At 70.9% G+C, this 22654-nt stretch carries 21 protein-coding genes; 11 read left to right on the top strand and 10 right to left on the bottom strand.

Going from position 1 to position 22654, the window contains the following annotated elements:
• Positions 1-2: 2 nt before the first annotated feature.
• The 3 genes from EJC51_RS16535 to EJC51_RS16525 are packed head-to-tail and all read left to right on the top strand — an operon-like array spanning position 3 to position 2804.
• On the top strand, positions 3-842 hold the full coding sequence (locus EJC51_RS16535) for an isoprenyl transferase (protein WP_126271791.1): 840 nt from the start codon (positions 3-5) through the stop codon (positions 840-842).
• A gap of 60 nt (positions 843-902) precedes the next feature.
• Positions 903-2246 (top strand): histidine-type phosphatase, encoded by a 1344-nt coding sequence (locus EJC51_RS16530; RefSeq protein ID WP_126271790.1) that lies wholly within the window; start codon positions 903-905, stop codon positions 2244-2246.
• A 24-nt stretch (positions 2247-2270) separates the two neighbouring features.
• Positions 2271-2804: a YcxB family protein gene (locus tag EJC51_RS16525; protein ID WP_126271789.1), complete on the top strand. Its 534-nt coding sequence runs from the start codon at positions 2271-2273 to the stop codon at positions 2802-2804.
• Between the two features lie 10 nt (positions 2805-2814).
• Here the strand turns inward: EJC51_RS16525 and EJC51_RS16520 are convergent, their stop codons facing one another.
• The 4 genes from EJC51_RS16520 to EJC51_RS16505 form a co-directional block, all read right to left on the bottom strand.
• Complete coding sequence (locus tag EJC51_RS16520) at positions 2815-3234, bottom strand: Fur family transcriptional regulator (RefSeq protein ID WP_097263875.1); 420 nt, start codon at positions 3232-3234, stop codon at positions 2815-2817.
• Positions 3235-3296: 62 nt separating this feature from the next.
• Positions 3297-4199, bottom strand: coding sequence for a metal ABC transporter permease (locus EJC51_RS16515; protein ID WP_126271788.1), 903 nt, complete (start codon positions 4197-4199; stop codon positions 3297-3299).
• On the bottom strand, positions 4199-4972 hold the full coding sequence (locus EJC51_RS16510) for a metal ABC transporter ATP-binding protein (protein ID WP_126271787.1): 774 nt from the start codon (positions 4970-4972) through the stop codon (positions 4199-4201). Before EJC51_RS16510 ends, EJC51_RS16515 begins: the two co-directional genes overlap by 1 nt.
• Positions 4969-5925, bottom strand: a complete 957-nt coding sequence (locus tag EJC51_RS16505; RefSeq protein ID WP_126271786.1) for a metal ABC transporter substrate-binding protein — start codon at positions 5923-5925, stop codon at positions 4969-4971. Before EJC51_RS16505 ends, EJC51_RS16510 begins: the two co-directional genes overlap by 4 nt.
• 155 nt (positions 5926-6080) lie before the next feature.
• Between EJC51_RS16505 and EJC51_RS16500 the strand changes: the two genes are divergently transcribed.
• The 4 genes from EJC51_RS16500 (at position 6081) to EJC51_RS16485 (ending at position 9829) form a co-directional block, all read left to right on the top strand.
• Entirely contained in the window at positions 6081-7463 is a 1383-nt protein-coding gene (locus tag EJC51_RS16500) for a glycine--tRNA ligase (protein ID WP_126271785.1), read from the top strand.
• Between the two features lie 82 nt (positions 7464-7545).
• A complete protein-coding gene (locus EJC51_RS16495) occupies positions 7546-8160 on the top strand; it encodes a LysE family translocator (protein ID WP_126271784.1) in 615 nt (204 codons plus the stop codon).
• A 42-nt stretch (positions 8161-8202) separates the two neighbouring features.
• Positions 8203-9216, top strand: coding sequence for an aldo/keto reductase (locus EJC51_RS16490; protein WP_126271783.1), 1014 nt, complete (start codon positions 8203-8205; stop codon positions 9214-9216).
• A 25-nt stretch (positions 9217-9241) separates the two neighbouring features.
• A complete protein-coding gene (locus tag EJC51_RS16485; RefSeq protein ID WP_126271782.1) occupies positions 9242-9829 on the top strand; it encodes a TetR/AcrR family transcriptional regulator in 588 nt (195 codons plus the stop codon).
• Between the two features lie 6 nt (positions 9830-9835).
• On the opposite strand, the gene EJC51_RS16480 is transcribed toward EJC51_RS16485, so the two are convergent.
• Entirely contained in the window at positions 9836-10042 is a 207-nt protein-coding gene (locus EJC51_RS16480) for a hypothetical protein (protein ID WP_126271781.1), read from the bottom strand.
• Between the two features lie 89 nt (positions 10043-10131).
• The gene (locus EJC51_RS16475; RefSeq protein WP_126271780.1) at positions 10132-11562 is read right to left on the bottom strand and encodes an MFS transporter; all 1431 of its coding nucleotides are present in this window, start codon (positions 11560-11562) and stop codon (positions 10132-10134) included.
• Between the two features lie 101 nt (positions 11563-11663).
• On the opposite strand from EJC51_RS16475, the gene EJC51_RS16470 reads away from it, so the two are divergent.
• Positions 11664-12569 (top strand): helix-turn-helix transcriptional regulator, encoded by a 906-nt coding sequence (locus tag EJC51_RS16470; RefSeq protein WP_165951148.1) that lies wholly within the window; start codon positions 11664-11666, stop codon positions 12567-12569.
• Here the strand turns inward: EJC51_RS16470 and EJC51_RS16465 are convergent.
• Positions 12566-14011 (bottom strand): MFS transporter, encoded by a 1446-nt coding sequence (locus tag EJC51_RS16465; protein ID WP_126271779.1) that lies wholly within the window; start codon positions 14009-14011, stop codon positions 12566-12568. The genes EJC51_RS16470 and EJC51_RS16465 overlap by 4 nt on opposite strands.
• A 151-nt stretch (positions 14012-14162) precedes the next feature.
• Between EJC51_RS16465 and dusB the strand changes: the two genes are divergently transcribed.
• The gene (gene dusB, locus EJC51_RS16460) at positions 14163-15305 is read left to right on the top strand and encodes a tRNA dihydrouridine synthase DusB (protein WP_126271778.1); all 1143 of its coding nucleotides are present in this window, start codon (positions 14163-14165) and stop codon (positions 15303-15305) included.
• A 42-nt stretch (positions 15306-15347) separates the two neighbouring features.
• On the top strand, positions 15348-15875 hold the full coding sequence (locus tag EJC51_RS16455; protein WP_126271777.1) for a hypothetical protein: 528 nt from the start codon (positions 15348-15350) through the stop codon (positions 15873-15875).
• 3 nt (positions 15876-15878) lie between these two features.
• Here EJC51_RS16455 and EJC51_RS16450 read toward each other — a convergent pair whose 3' ends face one another.
• The 3 genes from EJC51_RS16450 to EJC51_RS16440 all read right to left on the bottom strand — a co-directional run bounded on the left by EJC51_RS16450 (position 15879) and on the right by EJC51_RS16440 (position 21075).
• Entirely contained in the window at positions 15879-17573 is a 1695-nt protein-coding gene (locus tag EJC51_RS16450) for an alkaline phosphatase family protein (RefSeq protein ID WP_244362659.1), read from the bottom strand.
• A 164-nt stretch (positions 17574-17737) separates the two neighbouring features.
• Positions 17738-19681: an amylo-alpha-1,6-glucosidase gene (locus tag EJC51_RS16445; RefSeq protein ID WP_126271776.1), complete on the bottom strand. Its 1944-nt coding sequence runs from the start codon at positions 19679-19681 to the stop codon at positions 17738-17740.
• Positions 19678-21075: an MGH1-like glycoside hydrolase domain-containing protein gene (locus tag EJC51_RS16440; protein ID WP_126271775.1), complete on the bottom strand. Its 1398-nt coding sequence runs from the start codon at positions 21073-21075 to the stop codon at positions 19678-19680. The genes EJC51_RS16445 and EJC51_RS16440 overlap by 4 nt, the downstream gene beginning before the upstream one ends.
• 120 nt (positions 21076-21195) lie before the next feature.
• Between EJC51_RS16440 and EJC51_RS16435 the strand changes: the two genes are divergently transcribed.
• On the top strand, positions 21196-22392 hold the full coding sequence (locus EJC51_RS16435; RefSeq protein WP_126271774.1) for an ROK family protein: 1197 nt from the start codon (positions 21196-21198) through the stop codon (positions 22390-22392).
• The last annotated feature ends 262 nt before the right edge of the window (positions 22393-22654 follow it).

Below are 22654 nucleotides of genomic sequence, written 5' to 3'. Positions count from 1 at the left end.
ACATGGTCGTACGTGGGATCCTGGGGCGCCAGCGCCGCGAGTACAGGACGCCCGAGCCCCACCCCTCCGGCGCCCGCCCGCCGAAGCTCCCCGGTGAACTCGTCCCGAACCACGTGGCGATCGTCATGGACGGCAACGGCCGCTGGGCGAAGGAGCGCGGGCTGCCCCGCACCGAGGGCCACAAGGTCGGCGCCGAGCGCGTCCTCGACGTCCTCCAGGGCGCCATCGAGATGGGCGTCGGGGCCATCTCGCTGTACGCCTTCTCCACCGAGAACTGGAAGCGCTCGCCCGACGAGGTCCGCTTCCTCATGAACTTCAACCGCGACTTCATCCGGAAGACGAGGGACCAGCTCGACGAGCTCGGGATCCGGGTCCGCTGGGTGGGCCGGATGCCCAAGCTGTGGAAGTCGGTCGCCAAGGAGCTCCAGGTCGCCCAGGAGCAGACCAAGGGCAACGACAAGCTGACGCTGTACTTCTGCATGAACTACGGCGGCCGTGCCGAGATCGCGGACGCCGCGCAGGCGCTCGCGGAGGACGTGAAGGCGGGCCGCCTCGACCCCTCCAAGGTCAATGAGAAGACCCTCGCCAAGTACCTCTACTACCCGGACATGCCGGACGTGGACCTGTTCCTGCGGCCCAGCGGCGAGCAGCGCACCTCCAACTACCTGATCTGGCAGAGCGCGTACGCCGAGATGGTCTTCCAGGACGTCCTGTGGCCCGACTTCGACCGCCGCGACCTGTGGCGGGCCTGCGTCGAGTACGCCTCCCGCGACCGCCGCTTCGGCGGCGCCCTGCCCAACGAGGAGCTGCTGGCCATGGAGGGCAGGCAGACCGCCCCGTAGGCGGCGACCTGGCCACTTCGCGGCTACCCGCCGTTCACGGGGCTCGCGCACGATCCGGCCATGAAGGTCACGCACCGCGCCATCCCCGCCGCCCTCGCCCTGGGCACCCTGCTGGTCGCGGCCCTGCCCGCGCAGGCCGCGCACCAGCCCGCCCACGCCACGAGCTACGGCACCAAGGCCACGTACAGCCCGCGGCAGGACGCGCACTCCTACCAGCGCCCGCCGGCCGGCTTCACCCCGGTCTTCACGGAGAACGTCTCCCGGCACGGCTCCCGTGCCGCCTCCGACAGCGAGGACGGCGATCTCGTCCTCGCACTGTGGGACAAGGCCGCGGCCGCGGGCCAACTGACCAGGAAGGGCAAGGAGTTCGGCCCCACGGTGCGTGCCCTCCAGGCCGCCATGGCGAAGGTCGGCTACGGCAACCTCAGCGCGCGCGGCGAGCAGGAGATGCGGGACACCGCCGCCCGCATGCAGCGGCGGCTGCCCTCCCTCTTCGCGCGGATCGCCGCCGACGGCGAGAAGATCGACGTCGTCAGCTCCGGGCAGGGCCGCGCCATCGACAGCGCGAACGAGTACGCCGGTGAGCTCGCCGCGACCGACCCGGCCCTGAAGCCGCTGATCGGCGCGACCCGCACCGACAAGGACCTGCTCTACTTCCACAAGGCCGCCGGCGGCGCCGCCTACCGCGACTACCTCGACCACGACCAGCGGCTCGCCGCGACCCTGAAGTCGATCACCGACCAGCCCCGCACCCACGAGGCCGCCCGCAGCGTCCTGCGCCGCCTCTTCGCGGCCGCCTTCGTCGAGCAGCTGAGCGCCGCCGACCGGGTCGCCGCCGCCGAGGCCGTCTACAACCTCTACGCCATCGCCCCCGCGATGAGCGAGGAGAGCCCGGACGGCAAGGGCTGGGGCATGCAGCGGTACGTCTCGCGCTCCGACGCCGCCTGGTTCGGCTACCTCTCCGACGCCGAGGACTTCTACGAGAAGGGCCCCGGCTTCGCGGACAGCGACATCACGTACAAGATGGCCGACGTGCTGCTGGACGACTTCTTCCAGCAGGTCGAGGCGGAGAAGGCGGGCACCAGCACGCTGGGCGCCGAACTCCGCTTCAGCCACGCCGAGGAGATCATCCCGCTGGCCGCGCTGATGGGCCTGCCGGGCAGCACCCGGCCGGTCACCGCCCAGCAGCCGTACACATACGGCACCAACCCGTGGCGCGGCGCCTCGGTCTCGCCGCTCGGCGCGAACATCCAGTGGGACGTCTTCCGCAAGGGCGACCGCTGGCTGGTGCGGATGCTCTACAACGAGAAGGAGACCGCGTTCAAGGCGGGCTGCGCGCCCGTCGCGAAGGGCAGCACGTTCTACGACCTGGACGAACTGGAGAGGTGCTTCGGCCGTGCGTAGGCCGTGCGCGTACGATCCCGCCTCATGGTCATGAACATGGGGCGGGACGCCGATCAGGGCGTGGTCGAGCTGGCGTACCAGCCGGTCGTCGGGGACTACGCGGGGGCGCTGCGCGAGCGCAGGCGCTTCAACCGGGCCGGGCGGATCCAGAAGGTGGCGCTGGTGCTGATCGGGCTCGCCTGGGCGCTGGACCTCGGGGCCGCGGTGGGTGGCGGGGACTCCAACACGTTTCTGCTGATCTGGGTGCCCCTGGTGGTGGCGCTGCTGCTGTTCCAGCCCTGGCTGACGGCCCGCCAGGTCCTCAAGGCCGCCGCCCGCAACGGGGCCTACCGGGCGACGGTGTCGGACGCGGGCCTGACGGTGGTCACCGAGCACAGCTCGACCTCGGTGGGCTTCGCGGCCCAGCCGCGCTACCGGGAGACCAAGGAGCTGTTCGTCCTGTACAGCGACGACAAGAACGCCACCTGCTTCACGGTGCTGCCCAAGCGGGGCGTCGCGGACCCCGCCGACGTGGACCGGCTGCGCGGGATCCTCGACCGGAACCTGAGCCGGGTCTGACGCGCCGGGGTCAGCCGGCGGAGGCCGCCGCGCAGTCCGCGCACGTGCCGAAGATCTCCACCGTGTGTGCCACGTTGACGTAACCGTGCTCCGCCGCGATGGCCTCGGCCCACTTCTCCACCGCGGGGCCCTCGACCTCCACGGCCTTGCCGCAGACGCGGCAGACCAGGTGGTGGTGATGGTCGCCGGTGGAGCAGCGGCGGTAGACGGACTCGCCGTCGGAGGTACGCAGGACGTCGACCTCACCGGCGTCGGCGAGGTTCTGGAGCGTGCGGTAGACCGTGGTCAGGCCGACCGAGTCGCCCTTGTGCTTGAGCATGTCGTGGAGCTCCTGCGCGCTGCGGAACTCGTCGACCTCGTCCAGGGCCGCCGCCACGGCAGCCCGCTGCCGGGTCGAACGGCCCTTCACGGGCGGTCCAGCGGTCGTCACCGGTTGCCTCCTCACACCTTCTGCGTCTGCCGGGCCATTGTGCCAGCCCGGCGTGTGCGCAGTCAGACGCCGATCCTTCCCTCGCCTGCCCGACTGGCCGGAATCACACACTCCGCCGGGTCGCCGGCGGCCTGGGCGGCGGCTGCCGCCCGGGCCCGGCGGCGGGCCAGCGGGGTGGCCAGGGCCGTGGTCAGGATGAACGCCGCGATGGTCAGCAGGACGATCGTCGCGCCGGGCGGTACGTCCTGGTAGTACGACGTGACGGTGCCGCTGATGGTGACCGTGACGCCGATGGCCACGGCGATCGCGAAGGTCGCCGCGAAACTGCGGCTGAGCTGCTGCGCCGCCGCCACCGGGACGACCATGAGGGCCGAGACCAGCAGCAGGCCCACCACGCGCATGGCGACCGTGACGGTCACGGCCGCCGTGATCGCCGTCAGCAGGTTCAGGGCGCGCACCGGCAGACCCGTGACCCGCGCGAACTCCTCGTCCTGGCTGACCGCGAAGAGCTGCCGGCGCAGCCCCAGGGTGACCACCACCACGAAGGCCGCGAGCAGACAGATCGCCGTCACGTCCGACTGCGACACCGTCGACAGCGAGCCGAAGAGGTACGAGGTGAGGTTGGCGTTGGAGCCGGTGGGCGCGAGGTTGATGAACATCACGCCGCCGGCCATGCCGCCGTAGAAGAGCATCGCGAGGGCGATGTCGCCGCGGGTCTTGCCGTACCAGCGGATCAGCTCCATGAGCACCGCGCCGAGGACGGAGACGAGGGTCGCCATCCACACCGGCGAGGTGTTCAGCAGGAAGCCGAGGCCGACGCCGGTCATCGCCACGTGGCCGATGCCGTCGCCCATGAGGGCCTGGCGGCGCTGGACCAGGTAGATGCCCACGGCCGGGGCCGTGATGCCGACCAGGACGGCGGCGAGCAGGGCCCGCTGCATGAAGGCGTAGTCGAGGATCTCCATCAGCTCAGCAGTCCCGTGTGGATCGGCTCGTGGGGGTGGACGTGGTCGTGGCCGGGGAGCGCGTGCTGGCCGACCGCCTTCGGGGGCGGTCCGTCGTGCAGGACGCAGCCGTCGCGCAGGACGACCGCCCGGTCGATCAGGGGCTCCAGGGGGCCCAGTTCGTGCAGGACCAGCAGGACCGTCGTACCGGCCGCGACCTGTTCCTCCAGGGTGTGCGCGAGCACCTCCTGGCTCGCCAGGTCGACGCCCGCCATCGGCTCGTCCATGATCAGCAGTTCGGGTTCGGCGGCGAGCGCGCGGGCGATCAGGACGCGCTGGTGCTGGCCGCCGGACAGCGCGTCCACCGAGTCCTTCGCGCGGTCCGCCATGCCGACCAGCTCCAGGGCCCGGCGCACGGCCTCGCGGTCGGACTTGCGCAGCACCCCGAAGCGGGCGCGGGACAGCCGGCCGGACGAGACGACCTCGGTGACCGTCGCCGGGACACCGCCCGCGGCCGTCGTGCGCTGCGGGACGTAGCCGACGCGCGCCCAGTCCCGGAACGCCTTGCGGTCCGTGCCGAACAGGCGTATCTCGCCCGCGGCGAGCGGTACTTGGCCGATGATGCTGCGCACGGCGGTCGACTTGCCGGAGCCGTTGGCGCCGAGCAGCGCGACGACCTCACCGTGGTTCACGGTGAGGTCGATGCCGCGCAGCACGGGCCGCGAGCCCAGGTCGGCGCGGACGCCGCGCAGGGAGATGACGGGCTCGGACACGGACTCCTCCGGGTGGGTCATTTGGCGCCTAGCGCGCTCTTCAGCGCCTTGAGGTTGGACTCCTGGACCTGGAAGTAGTCGTCGCCCTTGGACTTGGACGTGATGCCCTCGATCGGGTCGAGGACGTCCGTCTTCAGGTTCGCGTCGGAGGCGATGGTCTTCGCGGTCTTGTCGCTGACGAGCGTCTCGTAGAACACGGTGGTGACGCCGTCGGCCTTGGCCATCTTCTCAAGGTCCTTCACGCGGGCCGCGCTCGGCTCCGACTCGGGGTCGAGGCCGTTGATGGCCTCCTCGGTCAGGCCGTAGCGCTCGGCGAGGTAGCCGAAGGCGGCGTGGGTGGTGATGAACACCTTCGTCCTGGTGTTCTTCAGCCCGTTCTCGAACTGTGTGTTGAGGCCGTCGAGCTTCTTCACCAGGGCCGCGGTGTTCTTCTTGTAGTCGGCCGCGTGGTCGGGGTCGGCCTTCTCGAAGGCCTTGCCGACGCCCTCGGCGACCTGGGCGTAGCGCACCGGGTCGAGCCAGATGTGCGGGTCGAGGCCGGCCAGTTCCTCGTTCTCGTGGTCGTCGTGCTCGGCCGCGTGGCCGCCGACCTCGTTGCCGTGCTTCTCCAGCGTGGTGAGGGAGGCGGCGTCGATCTTGGTCTTGACCTCGGACTGGGCCACCGCGTCGTCGACGGAGGGCTGGAGGTTCTTGAGGTAGAGCACCGCGTCGGACTCCTGGAGCTGCGCGGTCTGCTTGGCGCTGATCTCCAGGTCGTGCGGCTCCTGGCCGGGCTCGGTGAGGCTGGTGACGTGCACATGGTCCCCGCCGATCTGCTCGGCGAGGAAGGCCATCGGATAGAACGACGCGACGACGTCGAACTTGTCCGTGTTGCCGGCGGCGCTCGCGCCGGAGCACGCGGAGAGGGAGCCGAGGCCGAGGGCGGTGACGGCCGCGATGACGGTCCCGGATATGTGCTGTCGTCGTACGTTCATGACAGTCATTTTCAACAAATATGGAAACCGTTGTCAACAAAGCTGGGTAAGGGGCCGGTGAGAGGGGTGGAGGCCCGGACCGATTTGATACCGGGGGTGTCGGCGCCGGTAACCTGAGTCATTCGCTGCCGTCCATTCGTCATGAAGAGAGCACCGTGGCCGCCGACAAGATCGACACCATCGTCAGCCTGAGCAAGCGCCGTGGCTTCGTTTTCCCCTGTAGTGAGATCTACGGCGGTCAGCGCGCCGCCTGGGACTACGGACACCTGGGTGTCGAGCTCAAGGAGAACATCAAGCGCCAGTGGTGGCGCTACATGGTGACGTCGCGCGAGGAGGTCGTCGGTATCGACTCGTCCGTGATCCTGGCCCCCGAGGTCTGGGTGGCCTCCGGTCACGTCGCCACCTTCTCGGACCCGCTGACCGAGTGCACCTCCTGCCACAAGCGCTACCGCGCGGACCACCTGGAGGAGGCGTACGAGGAGAAGAAGGGCCGCCTCCCCGAGAACGGCCTCGCCGACATCAACTGCCCGAACTGCGGCACCAAGGGCCAGTTCACCGAGCCCAAGCAGTTCTCGGGTCTGCTCTCCACGCACCTCGGCCCGACCCAGGACTCCGGCTCCGTCGCCTACCTGCGTCCGGAGACCGCCCAGGGCATCTTCATCAACTTCGCCCTGACGCAGACCGCCGCGCGCAAGAAGCCGCCGTTCGGCATCGCGCAGATGGGCAAGTCCTTCCGCAACGAGATCACGCCCGGCAACTTCATCTTCCGCACCCGCGAGTTCGAGCAGATGGAGATGGAGTTCTTCGTCAAGCCGGGCGAGGACGAGAAGTGGCAGGAGTACTGGATGCAGGAGCGGTGGAACTGGTACACCGGCCTGGGTCTGCGCGAAGAGAACATGCGGTGGTACGAGCACCCGCAGGAGAAGCTCTCCCACTACTCCAAGCGCACCGCCGACATCGAGTACCGCTTCCAGTTCGGCGGCAGCGAGTGGGGCGAGCTCGAGGGCGTCGCCAACCGCACCGACTACGACCTCACCGCGCACTCCAAGGCCTCCGGCCAGGACCTCCACTACTTCGACCAGGAGGCCGGCGAGCGCTACACCCCGTACGTCATCGAGCCCGCCGCCGGTGTCGGCCGCACCCTGCTGGCGTTCCTGCTCGACGCCTACGTCGAGGACGAGGCGCCCAACGCCAAGGGCAAGATGGAGAAGCGCACGGTGCTGCGCCTGGACCACCGCCTCGCCCCGGTGAAGGTCGCGGTGCTCCCGCTCTCCCGCAACCCCGAGCTGTCCCCGAAGGCCAAGGGCCTCGCCCAGGCGCTGCGCCAGAACTGGAACATCGAGTTCGACGACGCCGGCGCGATCGGCCGCCGCTACCGCCGCCAGGACGAGATCGGTACGCCGTACTGCGTGACGGTCGACTTCGACACGCTGGACGACAACGCCGTGACCGTCCGCGAGCGCGACTCGATGAAGCAGGAGCGCGTGTCCCTCGACCAGATCGAGGGCTACCTGGCGAGCCGCCTCGTCGGCTGCTAGGACACCGGCTGCCGCATTGGCCCTTGATGCGGGTCCCGTAGTGGACCTGTATCAAGGGCCATCGTGCTTTCAGGGTGAGGGCATGAGCCTCGCCTTTCTCCTCACCACCCTCGTCGTGGTCGCCACCCCCGGTACCGGCGTCGTCTACACCCTCGCCGCCGGGCTCTCCCACGGCCGCCGCGCGAGCGTCGTCGCCGCCTTCGCCTGCACGCTGGGGATCGTGCCGCACGTCCTCGCCACCGTCACCGGCGTCGCCGCGCTGCTCAACGCCAGTGCCGCCGCCTTCCAGGTCCTCAAGTACGCCGGTGTCGCCTATCTGTTGTGGATGGCGTGGGCGAGTCTGCGGGACCGGGACGCGATCACCGTGGAGCGGGATGCCGCCGCGCCCTCCTCCGCGGGCCGGGTGATCGTCCGAGGGGTGCTGATCAATCTCCTCAACCCCAAGCTGACGATCTTCTTCTTCGCGTTCCTGCCGCAGTTCGTGAGCCCGCAGGAGCCGCATGCGCTGCCCCGGATGCTCGGGCTCAGCGGGGTCTTCATGCTGGCGACCTTCGTGGTCTTCGCCGCGTACGGGGTGCTCGCGGCCACGGTCCGGCGCCATGTGATCTCCCGGCCGCGGGTGATGGCGTGGCTGCGGCGCAGTTTCGCCGGGTCCTTCGTGCTGCTCGGGGCGAAGTTGGCGACGACTGACAGCTGACAGATATTGAAATCTGTCAGCTGTCATGTCAGGCTGGGCCGCATGACGACACAGACCCCCCGCACCCTCGGAACCACCGGCCCCCAGGTCTTCCCCCTCGGCCTCGGCTGCATGGGCATGTCCGGTATGTACGGCGAGGCGGACCGTGCCGAGTCCATCGCCACCGTGCACGCCGCCCTGGAAGCCGGCGTGACGCTCCTCGACACCGGCGACTTCTACGGCATGGGCCACAACGAGCTGCTGGTCAGCGAGGCCCTGCGCACCGCCCCGGCCGCGCTGCGCGAGAACGCTCTGGTCAGCGTGAAGTTCGGGGCCCTGCGCGGTCCGGACGGCGACTGGTACGGCTTCGACGGGCGCCCGGCCGCCGTGCAGAACTTCGCCGCGTACTCCCTCCAGCGCCTGGGCGTCGACCACATCGACGTCTACCGTCCCGCCCGGCTCGACCCGGACGTGCCGATCGAGGAGACCGTCGGCGCGATCGCGGAACTCGTCGAGAAGGGGTACGTCCGGCACATCGGGCTGAGCGAGGTCGGCGCCGACACCATCCGCCGGGCCGCCGCGACCGCCCCGATCGCCGACCTCCAGATCGAGTACGCGCTCATCTCCCGCGGCCCGGAGCGGGAGATCCTGCCCACCCTGCGCGAACTGGGCATCGCCGTCACCGCGTACGGCGTGCTCTCGCGCGGGCTGCTCTCCGGCCATGTCGCGCCCGGGCAGGAGTACGCGGCGAACGACTTCCGCGCCCACTCGCCCCGCTTCCAGGGCGACAACCTCCGGCACAACCTCGGTCTCGTCGAGGCCCTGCGCAAGATCGCCGAGCAGAAGGGCGTCTCCGTCGCGCAGATCGCGATCGCCTGGGTGCTTTCCCGGGGCGAGGACGTTGTGCCGCTGATCGGCGCCAAGACCCGTGCGCGGCTCGACGAGGCCCTGAGCGCCCTGGACGTGACGCTGGACGCGGCCGACCTCGCCGCCGTCGAGGCCGCCGTACCGGCGGACGCGGCGGCCGGTGAGCGGTACGCCCCCGCCCAGATGGCCATGCTCGACAGCGAGCGCTGACCGCGGCGCCGGGTACCGTCTAGGCATGCCAGCCACCAGCGAAGCCCTGACCGCCGAGCGCATCCTCGAAGCCACCGAGGAGGTGCTGCGCCGCCACGGCCCGGCCAAGGCCACCGTGGTCGACGTGGCCCGTGCGCTCGGCGTCAGTCACGGCAGCGTCTACCGGCACTTCCGCACCAAGGCGGCGCTGCGGGAGGCGGTGACGAAGCGGTGGCTGGACCGTACGACCGAGGTGCTGGCCCGGATCGCGACGTCCGGCGGCGACCCCGAGACCCGGCTGCGCGAGTGGCTCGCCGCCCTGTTCGCCGCCAAGCGCCGCAAGGCCGGTGACGATCCCGAGCTGTTCGCGACCTACCAGGTCCTGGCCGTGGAGAGCGGCGAGGCGGTCAGCGCCCATCTCGCCGACCTCACCGGCCAGTTGGCCCGGATCATCCAGGACGGCGTCGACACCGGCGTCTTCACCGCCCCCGACCCCGAGGCCACGGCCCGTGCCGTCTTCCACGCCACGGGCCGCTTCCACGACCCCGGTTACGCCGCCGCCTGGCAACGCCACGACATCCAGGCCGAGTTCGAGGCCGTCGTGGACCTTCTCGCCCGGGGGCTGCGCGCCTGAGAGGCGTCAGTCGTCCTTCGGGTTCACCGTCGCCTGATGGGCCTCCATCAGATGTTCCTCCGCCTTCAGCCACGGCAGGAACTGCGCGGCCTTCTTCCAGCCGCAGGTGTCGCATCTGATCGTGCGCTGGGGGCCTTTGCGCAGCACCTGGACGACATGCTCCCGCCCGTGCTGATCCCAGCGGCTCACCTTGCTCGTGCTGATCTGCAACATGATGCCTCGCCTCCGGTGAGGCAGTGTGCAGCAATCACAACATCAACAGGAGCTTCTTCACGGCGAGTTCGCTGAACCGTGAACAGTCCTCACCCGATGGTCCGCGGCAGGCGCAGGCTCAGCAGGCCCGTCAGGGCCACTCCTGCCAGCTGGGCGAGGAGCGTGGTGATCAGGGCGTCGCGCATCCCCAGGGTGGGGATCAGGGAGAGGAACAGGGTGCCCAGGGTGGCCACGCCCAGGGCGAGTGAGGACTGCTGGGTGGTGATCATCACGCCGCTGCCCACGCCCGCCCGGGACTGCGGTACCTCCGACAGGACGATGCGGAAGATCACGGGGAGCTGGAGGGCCTGGCCCGCGCCCGCGATCGCCGCGCCCGGCAGCAGTTCGACCAGACCGAGGTCCGGCCAGGAGCGCCAGGCCGCGAGGGCCATCAGTGCCACGCCCACCGCCTGGATCGCCGCACCGGCGGTGACGACCCGCGTGCCGTACTTCGCGACCAGCCGCGGGCCCGCGAGCGAGGTGAAGAAGAACACCACCGCCATCGGCGCGAGGGCGAGCCCGGCCCTGACCGGCCCCAGTCCGGCGCCGCGCTGCAACGCCACCGCGATCACGAACATGAAGCCGCTGAACCCGATCGAGAACGGCACGATCATCACGAGCCCGCGCCGCAGCGACACCAGCCGGAACAGGCTCGGCGGGACCAGGGGCGTACGGCCGCGCCGGTCCGCCCCGCGCTCCACCGCCCAGAACGCCGCCGCCGCGAACGGGAACGCCGCCAGCGACAGCCACGTCCACAGCGGCCAGCCCGCCGCCCGCCCCTCGGTCAGCGGGGCCAGCAGGGTGAGCAGGGAGACGCCCAGCAGGACCGTGCCGGGGCCGTCCACCGGCTCGGGGCGCTGGGAGCGGGTCTCCGGTACGGCACGGGCGGCGAGGACCAGGCCGAGGACGACGACCGGGACGTTCACGAGGAAGACCGAGCGCCAGCCGGTGCCCGCGATGTCGGCGGCGACCAGCACCCCGCCGAGGATCTGGCCGGCCACCATGGACAGGCCCGCCGTGGCGCCGTACAGCCCCATGGCCTTCGCGCGGCGCTGGCCGCTCGTCGCCGCCTGGATGGTGGCCAGCACCTGCGGCAGCATCGCGGCCGAAGCGGCGCCCTGCGCGACCCGGGCCGCGACCAGTGTCCACGCGGTCGGTGCGAGCCCGCAGGCCAGCGAGGTCAGGCCGAACGCCGCCATGCCGCCGAGGAAGAGCCGGCGCCGGCCGAAGAGATCGCCGAGCCGGCCGCCCAGGACGAGCAGCACGGCGTACGCCAACCCGTAACCGGACACGACGAGTTCGAGGACCGACTCGCTCGCCGAGAGGTCCCGGCCGATGGTGGGCAGGGCGACGTTGACGATGAAGAAGTCGATGAGGGGCAGTGCCGCGCCGAGCAGCACCGTGAAGAGACCGAGGGCGCCGAGCACGGGTGGGGCGTCGGAGGTGCGGAGGTGACGTGAGGTGATGGTTTCGGTGGTCACGCAGTCCAGCGTCCGCCGCGCCTGAGACTGGTACCAGAGTCTCCTTATCCTGGTAGAAGGAGTACCTGGAAACAGGGTCCGCCGGGCGGCACGCTGGAGGTATGACGACGATGGCCGAGGTGACGGCGACGGCCCCCGCGAGCTCCGGCGCGACGGGTGCCGCGGAGGTGCGGCGGCATGAGCTCGCCGCGTTCCTGCGGCACCGGCGTGAGCACATCAGCCCCGAGCAGGTCGGCCTGCCCCGAGGGCGCCGGCGCCGTACGCCCGGGCTGCGGCGCGAGGAGGTCGCGCACCTCTCCGCGGTCGGCGTCACCTGGTACACGTGGCTGGAGCAGGCCCGGGACATCCAGGTCTCGGTGCAGGTCCTGGACGCGCTGGCCCGCACGCTGCTGCTCGACCCCAACGAGCGGGCCCATCTCTTCCAGCTCGCCGGCGCGGTCGATCCGACGCCGGCCACCACCTGCCCGTCCATCACGCCCGCGATCCAACGCGTCCTGGAGCAGCTGGAGCCCATTCCGGCGTGCGTGCAGAACAGCCGGTACGACATCCTCGCCTACAACCGCACGTACGGGCTGCTGCTCTGCGACCTCGACGCGGTGCCCGCGGAGGACCGCAACTGCCTGATCCTCTCCTACACGCACGAGCCGTGGCGGTCCTCGATCGTGCACCTGGACCAGACCCAGCGCCTCATGGCCGCCCGCTTCCGCGCCACCATGGCCGGGCACCTCGGAGAGCCCGCCTGGAAGATGCTCCTCCAGCGTCTGCGCACCGAGTCCCCCGAGTTCCGCGAGGCCTGGGACCGGCATGAGGTGGGCGCCCATCGCGGCAAGCGCAAGGAGTTCCTGAACCGGTACGTGGGCCGGGTCGCGGTCGATCACACCGACATGTGGCTGGGGCCGGAGGCGGGGCCGCGCATCGTGACGTACGTGCCGGCGGACGAGGAGTCCGAGGAGCGGTTGGAACGGCTGCACGCGATCGCCCTGGAACGGACCCCCCGCTCCGCCTAGGCGGAGACCCCCGCGGCCTCCCGCACCTCGGCAGCGGACAACCGCTCAGCCACCCGCTCCGCACTGCGCCGGGCCCGCACCCCGCTGCTCAGCGCACCCAGCACCAGCACCGCGAACCCGCACCCGGCGAGAATCCACCACCCCGGCCCGGCGGCAGCCACGAACGTCTCCTTGTAGGACGATGCCCCCACCCCCGCCGCCAGCACCGCACCGATGACCGCGACTCCCAGCGTCTGCCCCAACTGCCGGCTCGTGGAGGCGACCGCCGCCGCCACCCCCGCCTGCGCGCGGGGCATCCCGGACACCGCCGTGTTGGTGATCGGCGCGTTCACGAACCCGAAGCCGAGGCCGAACAGGACGTATCCGATGAAGAGCGTGACGTTCGAGGTCTCCGCGTCGAAGGCCGCGAACATCACCCCGCTCGCCGTCATCGCGAACCCGGCGATCAGCAGCGGCACGCGCGGCCCCCGGGTGCCGACCAGCCGCCCGGACATCGGCGCGCACAGGAACGTCGGCACCGCCATCGGCAGCATCCACAGCCCCGCGTGCAGCGCGTCCAGCCCCCGGACGTTCTGCAGATACAGCGTCGACAGGAACAGGAAGCCGCCCAGCGCCGCGAACGCGCTGATCGCGATCACCGTCGCCCCGCTGAACGGCACCGACCGGAAGAACCGCAGGTCGATGAGGGGCTCCTCGCGCCGCGGCTCGTACCAGAGGATGCCCAGCAGCGCGGCCAGCGCCAGCGCGGCGTACGGCAGCGTCGAGGCGAACCCGGCGTTCGGGGCCTCGATGATCGCGTACGTCAGCGAGCCGAACAGCACGATCACCAGGAACTGGCCCAGCGGGTCGGGGCGCTTGGCCTTGGGGGCGCGGGACTCGGGGACGTAGCGGAGGGTGAGCAGGAGGGCGGCGAGGCCGACCGGGAGGTTGATCCAGAAGATCGAGCGCCAGCCGACCGAGTCCACGAGCAGGCCGCCGACCAGTGGTCCGGCGGCCATCGAGATGCCGACCACCGCGCCCCACGCGCCGATCGCGCGGGCGCGCTCGCGCGGGTCCGTGAAGGTGTTGGTGATGATCGACATCGCGACCGGGTTGAGCATCGAGCCGCCGACCGCCTGCACCATGCGGAAGGCGACGAGCGCCTCCAGGTTCGGGGCGAGGGAGCACAGCACCGAGCCGGCCGTGAAGACGACCAGGCCCGCCATGAAGACCCGCCTGCGGCCGATCCGGTCGGCCGTCGACCCGGCCAGCATCAGCAGCGAGGCCAGGACGAGCGTGTAGGCGTCGATCGTCCACTGCAGCCCGGACGTGGTGGCGTCGAGGTCGTGCTGCATGGACGGCAGGGCGACGTTCAGCACCGTGTTGTCGAGGCTCACGATCAGCAGGCTCATGCAGCAGATCGCGAGGACGAGGAGGCGCCGGCGATGGCTGAGCTCGGGCATGGGGACCAGCGTACGCCGATTTCAATAGTGCGTCTAACTAATGGTCATTACATGATCGAGTGGGAATCGAGCGGGAATCGAGTGGGAGTCGGGCGGGGCTCCAGTCGGGCTCCGCCGCGGGGCACTGGTCGCCGTACGCGACAATGGGGGAATGTCCACGACCACCGCGCCCCTCCAGATCGGGCCGCACACCGTTCAGCCGCCCGTCGTCCTGGCACCCATGGCCGGGATCACCAACGCGCCCTTCCGCACCCTGTGCCGGGAGTTCAGCGGGGGCAAGGGGCTGTTCGTGAGCGAGATGATCACGACGCGGGCGCTGGTCGAGCGCAACGAGAAGACCATGCAGCTGGTCCACTTCGACGAGAGCGAGAAGCCGCGCTCCATCCAGCTGTACGGCGTCGACCCGGCCACCGTCGGCAAGGCCGTCCGCATGATCGCGGAGGAGGGGCTCGCCGATCACATCGACCTGAACTTCGGGTGCCCGGTGCCGAAGGTGACGCGCAAGGGCGGTGGGTCGGCGTTGCCGTACAAGCGGCCGCTGCTGCGGGCGATCCTGCGTGAGGCCGTGTCGGGGGCGGGTGATCTGCCGGTCACGATGAAGATGCGCAAGGGCATCGACGACGACCACATCACGTACCTCGACGCCGGGCGGATCGCGGTCGAGGAGGGCGTGACGGCGATCGCGCTGCACGGGCGTACGGCGGCGCAGCACTACGGCGGTACGGCCGACTGGGACGCCATCGCGCGCCTCAAGGAGCATGTGCCGGAGATCCCGGTCCTCGGCAACGGCGACATCTGGTCGGCGGAGGACGCGCTGCGGATGGTGCGCGAGACCGGCTGCGACGGGGTGGTCGTGGGGCGCGGGTGCCTGGGGCGGCCGTGGCTGTTCGCGGACCTGGTCGCGGCGTTCGAGGGGCGTACGGAGGACATCTCGCGTCCGTCGCTGCGCGAGGTGGCCGACATCATGGTCCGCCACGCGCGGTTGCTCGGGGAGTGGATCGGCGACGAGTCCAAGGGTGTCGTCGACTTCCGCAAGCACGTCGCCTGGTATCTGAAGGGCTTCGCGGTCGGCAGCGAGATGCGCAAGCGGCTGGCGATCACGTCGTCGCTGGAGGAACTGCGGTCCGGCCTCGACGAGTTGGACCTCGACCAGGCGTGGCCGGCGGGAGCGGACGGTCCTCGCGGGCGCACGTCGGGCAACAACCGGGTCGTCCTGCCGGACGGGTGGCTGAAGGACCCGTACGACTGCGCGGGCGTCAGTGAGGACGCGGAACTGGACACCTCCGGCGGCTGAGCGGTCTCGACACCGCCGGACGGTTCGTCGACACTGATCGCCGTGGTGGACGGTGCGGTGTGGGTGGCGGCCTTTACCGGCGGCACGGCGGTGCTCGCCAGTTGGGTGACGACGCTCGGGAACACGCGGGCCGCCCGGGCGCAGGCGGAGACGACGGAACAGGCCCAGCGCCGAAGCCGGATAAGGGAGTTGCGGCGCGCGGCCTATCTGGACGTCATGGAGCAGGCGCACATCACGAGCCGGCTCTACTACCGGGTGTACGACGCCTACGTCCAACTCGCCGAGCCCGAGGCGAGGTTGGCGCGATTCGAGGAGCTGCGCGTCGAACTGCGGGCCGCCTACGACCCTTTCATGCGCAGTGTCCGGGTCGTCGTCCTGGAGGGGCCGGCGCCGGCCGCGGAGGCCGCCGAGACCGTCCTTCAGGCGGCGGCGACCGCGAACGGGGCCCTGTGGCGGATCGCCAGGGGGCAGGACGGGGCGCGGGCCCGGTTCGACGACGCGCAGACGGACTTCCTGCGCCGGCTGGAGCAGTTCGTCGAGACGGCGCGTGGGGCCATGGAGGGGGCCTGAGCGTCAGCCCGAGGACGGGTGCGGTGTGGAGCCGTATGCCTTCAGGAAGCGGTCGCGGAACGCGCTCATCTTCCAGACCGGGGCGTTGTGGGCCGGCTTCAGGCCCTCCGTCCAGTTCCAGCCGGTGATCTTGTCCAGGACCTTGGGGTCCTTGGCCACTATGGAGATCGGGACGTCGCGGCTGGCGTGGTCGCCGCTGACCCGGGCTATGGGCTGGTGGTCGCCCAGGAAGACCAGGACGGTGTTCTTGGTGCCGTAGCGCTCCAGCCACTGGGTGAGGGCCGTCACCGAGTACTGGATCGACTTGCCGTACTCCTCACGGGACTTGGTGGGGTCGGTGATGATGTCCGAGGGCTTCTTGCCGGCCTTCTGGACGGCGTCGAAGATCTTGCCGTCGCCCAGGTCGTTCCAGTCGACCATCTTGGGGATCGGGGCCCACGGCTGGTGGCTGGAGGTCAGGATGATCTCCGACATCAGGGGCTTGTCCCGCTTCTTGCCGTGGACCTGGCGCTGGAACGCCTCCAGGGCGTACTGGTCGGGCATCGTCGACCAGCTGAACTTCGGTCCCTGATAGCCGAGTTGGAAGGCGTTGTAGACCTTGTCCAGGCCGTAGTAGCGCTGCTCCGGCCAGCCTTTCTGGATGCCCGGCATGACGCCGACCGTGTCCCATGCGCCCGTCTTCTGGAACGCCTTGGTGAGGCTCAGGTGGTCGCTGGCCATGACCGTGCGGTAGCGCTGCTGGTTGTCGATCCACAGGCCGGACATGGTGGTGGAGTGGCCCAGCCAACTGCTGCCGCCGTACGTCGCCGACGTCAGCCAGCCGCTGCGCGCGCTGTACCCCGCCTTCTTGAGGGCCTCGGTGCTGGCGGTGAGCGTCCGGTCCACGCCCGGCGCCATGATCGGGTCCTCGATCGCGCTGCGGCCGTAGCTCTCGATGAAGGTGAAGATCACGTCCTTGCCCCGGAGGTCGGGGACGAGTTGGCTGCCCGGGGTCGCCCCGAACGTGTCCGACTTGGCCTCGCGGGCGAACGCCGCCTCGTCGCGGATCGTGTCCGTCACCCGCGTCGCCTGGATCTTCAGCGCCGCCGCGGCCCGGTCGGCGGCGATCGGCATGCCGCCGAGCTGGAGCCCGAGCGCGTAACAGGTGATCCAGACGACGGCCGCGATCAGGGTGCCCCGGGTCGCCTTCGCCCGGTTCGCCACGAGTACGTTGCTCAGCCGGACCATGGCCAGGGCCGTCAGGGACAGCAGGAGCAGGACGAGGACGATCGCTCCGATCACCGCGAACACCGCGACCGTGCCGCCCATCGAGTCCTTGACGTACGACTGCGCGTCGTCCAGCAACTCCCAGTCCAGGATCATGTTGAAGCCCCGGCCCAGATAGTCCCGGAAGCCCATGTCCAGCAGGTTCAGGATCGTCAGGATGCCCAGCCCCGCTCCTGACACCGCCGCCACGACGATCCTGGGACGCCTCGGCAGCCACAGGGCCACCGCCGCCCCGATGATCGCCTCGACCGGGATGCGCGTGAACCGGTTGGGCTTGAGGGCGGGCAGCGCGTTGGGGAGCAGGAGCGCGGCCAGGACGAGCAGGGCGGCGAGGGCGGTCACCGTCCAGCGGAGGATCGGTGGGCGGGGGCTGGCGGGGGCGTCGAGGACGACGTCCTCGGTCGGCGGGGGCGTGCTGGTGGAGACGGACACCCGGAGGACCTTCCGTGCGGGACCCGATGGCGTGGTGGCGGGTCCGACATGGGGTCTCGGACCCGCCACATTCGGGTACGGGGTGCCGTGGGCGGCCGTTCAGGGGGGCCGGGCAAACACCAAGCAAACGGCTGCTCAACGCCGTGCCTTCAAGGGGCGGGGAACTACGCACCCCCTACCGCGGTCAGCAACGCCAACGGCGCCGCGGCCGACCGAGCCTCCCGCACACACGCATGCGGATAAGGCACCGGCTCCCGATGCGTGTCCCTGCCGTACCCGGCGATGACTTCCGGGAGCCGGTGGCCGGCCGCCGTCGCCGCGTCCACCAACCCGTGCGCCACCGAACGCGCCTCGTCATGCAGCCCGTACCGCGCCAGCCCCAGCGTGATCAGCGCGTTGTCGTGCGGCCACACCGAACCCCGGTGATACGACAGCGGGTGGTACGCCGCCTGCCCGGCCGCCAGCGTCCGTACGCCCCAGCCCGAGAAGAAGTCCGGTTCCAGCAGGCGCCGGCCCACCACCTCGCCGTACTCCTTGTCCAGCAGCCCCGACCACAGCAGATGCCCGGCATCGGAGGCCAGTGCGTCCAGTGGGCGGCCGTCGCCGTCCAGGGCGAGGGCCGGGAAGGCGCGGTCCCGCATCCAGAAGTCCCGCTGGAAGCGGTCGCGGAGGTCTCCCGCGGCCTGTTCGAGGAGGGCCGCGTACGTCTCGTCCGCCCACACCGTCCGCGCCAGCCACGCCGTGCGCCGCAGCGCGTCGTACGCGTAGCCCTGCGCGCCCGCCGCCATCACCGCGCCCGAGGCCCGGGTGCCGTCGGAGGAGCAGATGGAGCCGGGGGAGTCCTTCCAGTTCTGGTTGGCGAGGCCGCCCTGGTCGGCGCGGTAGACGAGGTAGCCGCGGGAGGTCAGGCCGCCGTGGTCCAGCATCCAGCCGATCGCCGCGCGGGCGTGGGACTCCAGGCGGCGGGCGAGGGTCAGGTCCCCGGTCTGTTCGACGTAGGCGCCGAGGAGGACCAGGAAGAGGGGGGTCGCGTCCACCGAGCCGTAGTAGCGGCCGTAGGGGACCTGGCCGAAGTGGGCCAGTTCGCCGTGGCGCAGCTCGTGCACGATCTTGCCCGGCTGGGCCACCGCGTTCGCGCCGGTCTCGGTCGCCTGTGCCGCGGCGAGGGCGGGGAGGGTGGCGGCGGCCAGCTGGGGGCGGTAGGGGAGGGCGAACAGGGAGGTCAGCAGGGCGTCCCGGCCCAGCAGGGTCAGGAACCACGGGGCGCCCGCCGCTGGGACGCGGAGGTCCTCGCCGTCCGGGCCCTGGGCCGGGACCTGGAGCGACGCCAGGTCGGCGAGGCCCCGGGCGCAGGCGGCGGCCAGTTCGGGCCAGCCGGTCGGGAAGGCCACGCCCTCCACGAACTCGCCCTCCAGGGCGATGAGTTCGGCGTTGAGGGCGGCGGGGGACCTGGGGACGCGCAGGGCGCGTTTGTCGCCGTGCGGGCGGGCCATGACCCGGAGGGTCAGTTCCGCCGTGCCGTGCGGCTCCAGGTCCAGCGTCCAGACCAGGCGGCGGGCGCCGGTGCCGGTCTCCTCCACGGCGTCCGGAGCGGGCTCGGCCGTCACCGTCGTACGGGAACGCCATTCGCCGCGCTGGTAGGTGAACTCCACGCCGGAGTCCAGGACTTCACGGGAGCGGGTGGCGCCGGTCTTGGCGTAGGTGCGGTAGTCGGAGCGGAGTTCGAACTGGTCGGTGAAGTCGGCGTCCGCGGTGACCGCCAGGCGGACCGTGGTGGGGACCGGGCGGTTGCTGGTCACCTTCAGGGATTCCACGAACGAGCCGTCGCCGACCGCCTGTTCGCGGAAGATCGTGTACGCCGGGGGTTCGTTGCGGCCGCCCCGGGGGACCAGGACACAGCGGGCCGTGTCGCCGTCGGCCACCGGGGTGAGGGACTCGGGGACGGCGCCGTCCACCGTGAGCTGCCAGCGGCTCAGATGGCGGGCGTCGCGTACGAACAACCCTTCGGGGGACGGGGAGCTGCCGCTCCGCACTCCGCTGATGTCCCCGCCGTCTCCCACGGCCGCGAACGTCCCGCCGCGCACGAGCAGATGATGCCGGTCCGTCATTCCCGGTCCCCTCCCTTGGATCCCGTGTGGGTGGTGGCGCTGTGGAGCAGGTCGAGCGAGAGCGCGGCGGTCCAGCCGAAGCCGGTCGCCCCGCAGGCCTCGCCGGTGTACGGGTCGACGTACTCCGCGAAGTCGGAGGTGTCGGCGAGGTGCAGGACCGCCCTGCGCAGGGCGGCGGCCCGGCCCCGTTCGCCGTGCGTACGCAGGCCGCGCTCCAGCAGCCAGTTGGTGTTGAACCAGGCCGGGCCGCGCCAGTAGCGGTGCGGGTCGAAGGCCTCGCCGAGCAGGTCGTAGCTGGGGACCAGGCGGGTGGCGCCGCCGAGTCCGAAGTGCTTGGAGGCCGTCGTGCGGACCAGGGCCGTGACGACGTCCCGGGGGAGTGTGGGCAGGACGAGGGGGATCAGACCGGAGACGCCGCGTTCCGGGACGAGCCTGCCGGTGCGTACGTCACGGCAGAAGAACATGCCCTCCGCCGGGTCCCACAGCCGGTCGATCAGGGTCGCGGTCAGGCGCTCGGCCCGGGTGTGGCGGGCGGTGCCCGGGGCTCCCAACTCCTGGGCGATACGGGCCAGCGCGTGCTCGGAGGCGATGAGCAGGGCGTTGAAGGACGGGTCCTCGACCGCGAACTCCCCTGCTCCGTCGGCGTATTCGCCGTCCCGGTAGTCCGTCGCCAGGCGCACGTAGCGGCCGTAGTCCAGGTCCGTGGGGCGGTCCGCCGGGGAGCCGTGGTCCAGGTCGGCGCGGCGGAAGGAGCGGGCCGGGGCCGGGGTGATCCGGCTCAACGGGGTGTCCCAGCAAGGGCTGTTGTCCATGCCCTGTTCCCAGGGGTGGACCACCGACGCCAGGCCGGCGCCGCCCAGGTCCCTGCGGTGCAGGAGATAGCGGTGCCAGGCGGCCAGGTGGGGGTAGACCCGGGTGAGGAAGCCGCGGGCCCGGGACAGGCCCGGGTCGGCCTGGTGCACCAGCCAGGCGGCCAGCGCGTGCACCGGTGGCTGCACGATGCCGGACGTCTGTACGGTGCGCGGGGCGCCCGCAGCGCGCCCCGCGGTCGAGGAGCGCCAGAAGTCGGGGCTCGGGAAGTACGCGTCGAGCGGCACGGAGGGGTTGAAGACGATGTGCGGGATGCGCCCGTCACCCCATTGGGCGTCGAGCAGCGTCTCCAGTTCCGTCTGGGCCCGTAACGGGGACAGGTGCCGCAGGCCGATCGCGATGAACGCGGAGTCCCAGGACCACTGGTGCGGGTACAGGCTGCGGGAGGGGACCGTGGAGGTGCCCGTCCAGTTGGCCTCCAGTACCCGGGCCGCCCTGACGTGCAGAGAATGTGTCGTGACGTCCGGTTCGTATACGAAGGGTCGGGTCCGGACATGCGAGGTCAGCTGGGCGGTGCGATCCACTCGGGGCTCCCCGAAGACGTTCGGCCTGACCAGTTCGGTCGAGGCCACCTTAGAGTTACGTCTATTTAACACGCAAAACTCAATATGTAATGCAAGCTTGAGAAACACAAGGGGGTGCGCATGAGTGGTCGAGCTCAAGCGAGCGCCGGCGAACTGCTCGAACTGGTGCGAAGCGGACGAGCGACGACTCGTGGTGCCCTGCAACAGGTGACCGGGCTGTCCCGGGCCACCGTCGGCCAGCGCCTCGACCGGCTGTTCCGGGCCGGCTGGCTGCGCGAAGGAGCCGGCGGGCCGGTGGACTCCCCGCTCGGCGGACGGCCCTCCATCACCCTGGAGTTCGACGACTCCCACGCCGTCGTCCTCGCCGCCGACCTCGACACCCGGCACGCCCGCGCCGCCGTCCTCTCCCTGACCGGCGAGATCCTCGCCGAGCACGGCGGGACCCTCGTCATCGAGGACGGGCCGGACGCGGTGCTGGGCGAGCTGGGCCGCTGGTTCGCCGAGCTGCTGGAGAAGGCGGGGCACCGGGCCGAGGAGGTGTGCGGCATCGGGCTCGCGGTGCCGGGGCCGGTCGACAGCGAGACCGGCCGGGTCGTCCAGCCGCCGATCATGCCGGGCTGGGACGGCTACGACATAAGAGAGCGCCTGGCGGGAGCGTTCAGCGAGCACACGGGCGCCGGCCGGGTGCCGGTCCTCGTCGACAACGACGCCAACCTCATGGCGTACGGCGAACAGCGCACGGGACATCCGGACTGCTCGGCCTTCGTGCTGGTCAAGGTGTCCACCGGCATCGGTGCGGGTGTGGTGGTCGACGGTTCGATCTATCGCGGCATCGACGGGGGCGCCGGGGACATCGGGCACATCCGGGTCGGCACCGACGCGCTGTGCCGGTGCGGGTCGTACGGCTGTCTCGCCGCCGTCGCGAGCGGCGGTGCCGTGGCGCGGCGGCTGGCCGAGAGCGGGGTGCCCGCGGCGTCCGGCTCGGATGTGCGGGACCTGCTCACCGCCGGGCATGTGGAGGCCGCCGCGCTCGCCCGGGAGGCCGGGCGGCAGGTCGGGGACGTGCTGGCGACCGTGGTGACGCTGCTGAACCCCGGGGTGCTGATGATCGCCGGGGATCTGGCCGGGACCCCCTTCCTCACGGGTGTGCGCGAGCTGCTGTACCAGCGGGCGCTGCCGCGCTCCACCGCTCATCTGGACGTCGTCACCTCACGGCTCGGGGAGCGGGCCGGGCTGGTGGGGGCGGCGGCCCTGGTCGTGGAGTACCTGTACGCGCCCGGGCGGGCGGAGGAACGGCTGCTGGCGCTCGGTGTGTGACGTCCGCATGGTGGTACCCGGCCCTTGGTGGCGGCGTGATTCTCGCCACCTCTGATCGGGGTGACGCTCAGATGAGCGGATCTTGAGCGGCTGCACTTCTCCAAGGGGTGGCACCCAGTGCCACCCCTTGATCGTTCATCGATCGAAATCAGGCGTGCTGAAAGCCGCTCACCTGAGCGCTGTGAGGCGTCTTCGAGGTGGCGTGCGTTCAAGAGGTGAACACATGATCACCCGATTGCTTGCCAAGCTTTGACTTTCGATC

Source organism: Streptomyces aquilus, from assembly GCF_003955715.1.
Taxonomy (GTDB): domain Bacteria; phylum Actinomycetota; class Actinomycetes; order Streptomycetales; family Streptomycetaceae; genus Streptomyces; species Streptomyces aquilus.
The sequence above is the reverse complement of the archived record's forward strand: the minus strand, read 5'-3'. Positions and strand labels throughout refer to the sequence as shown.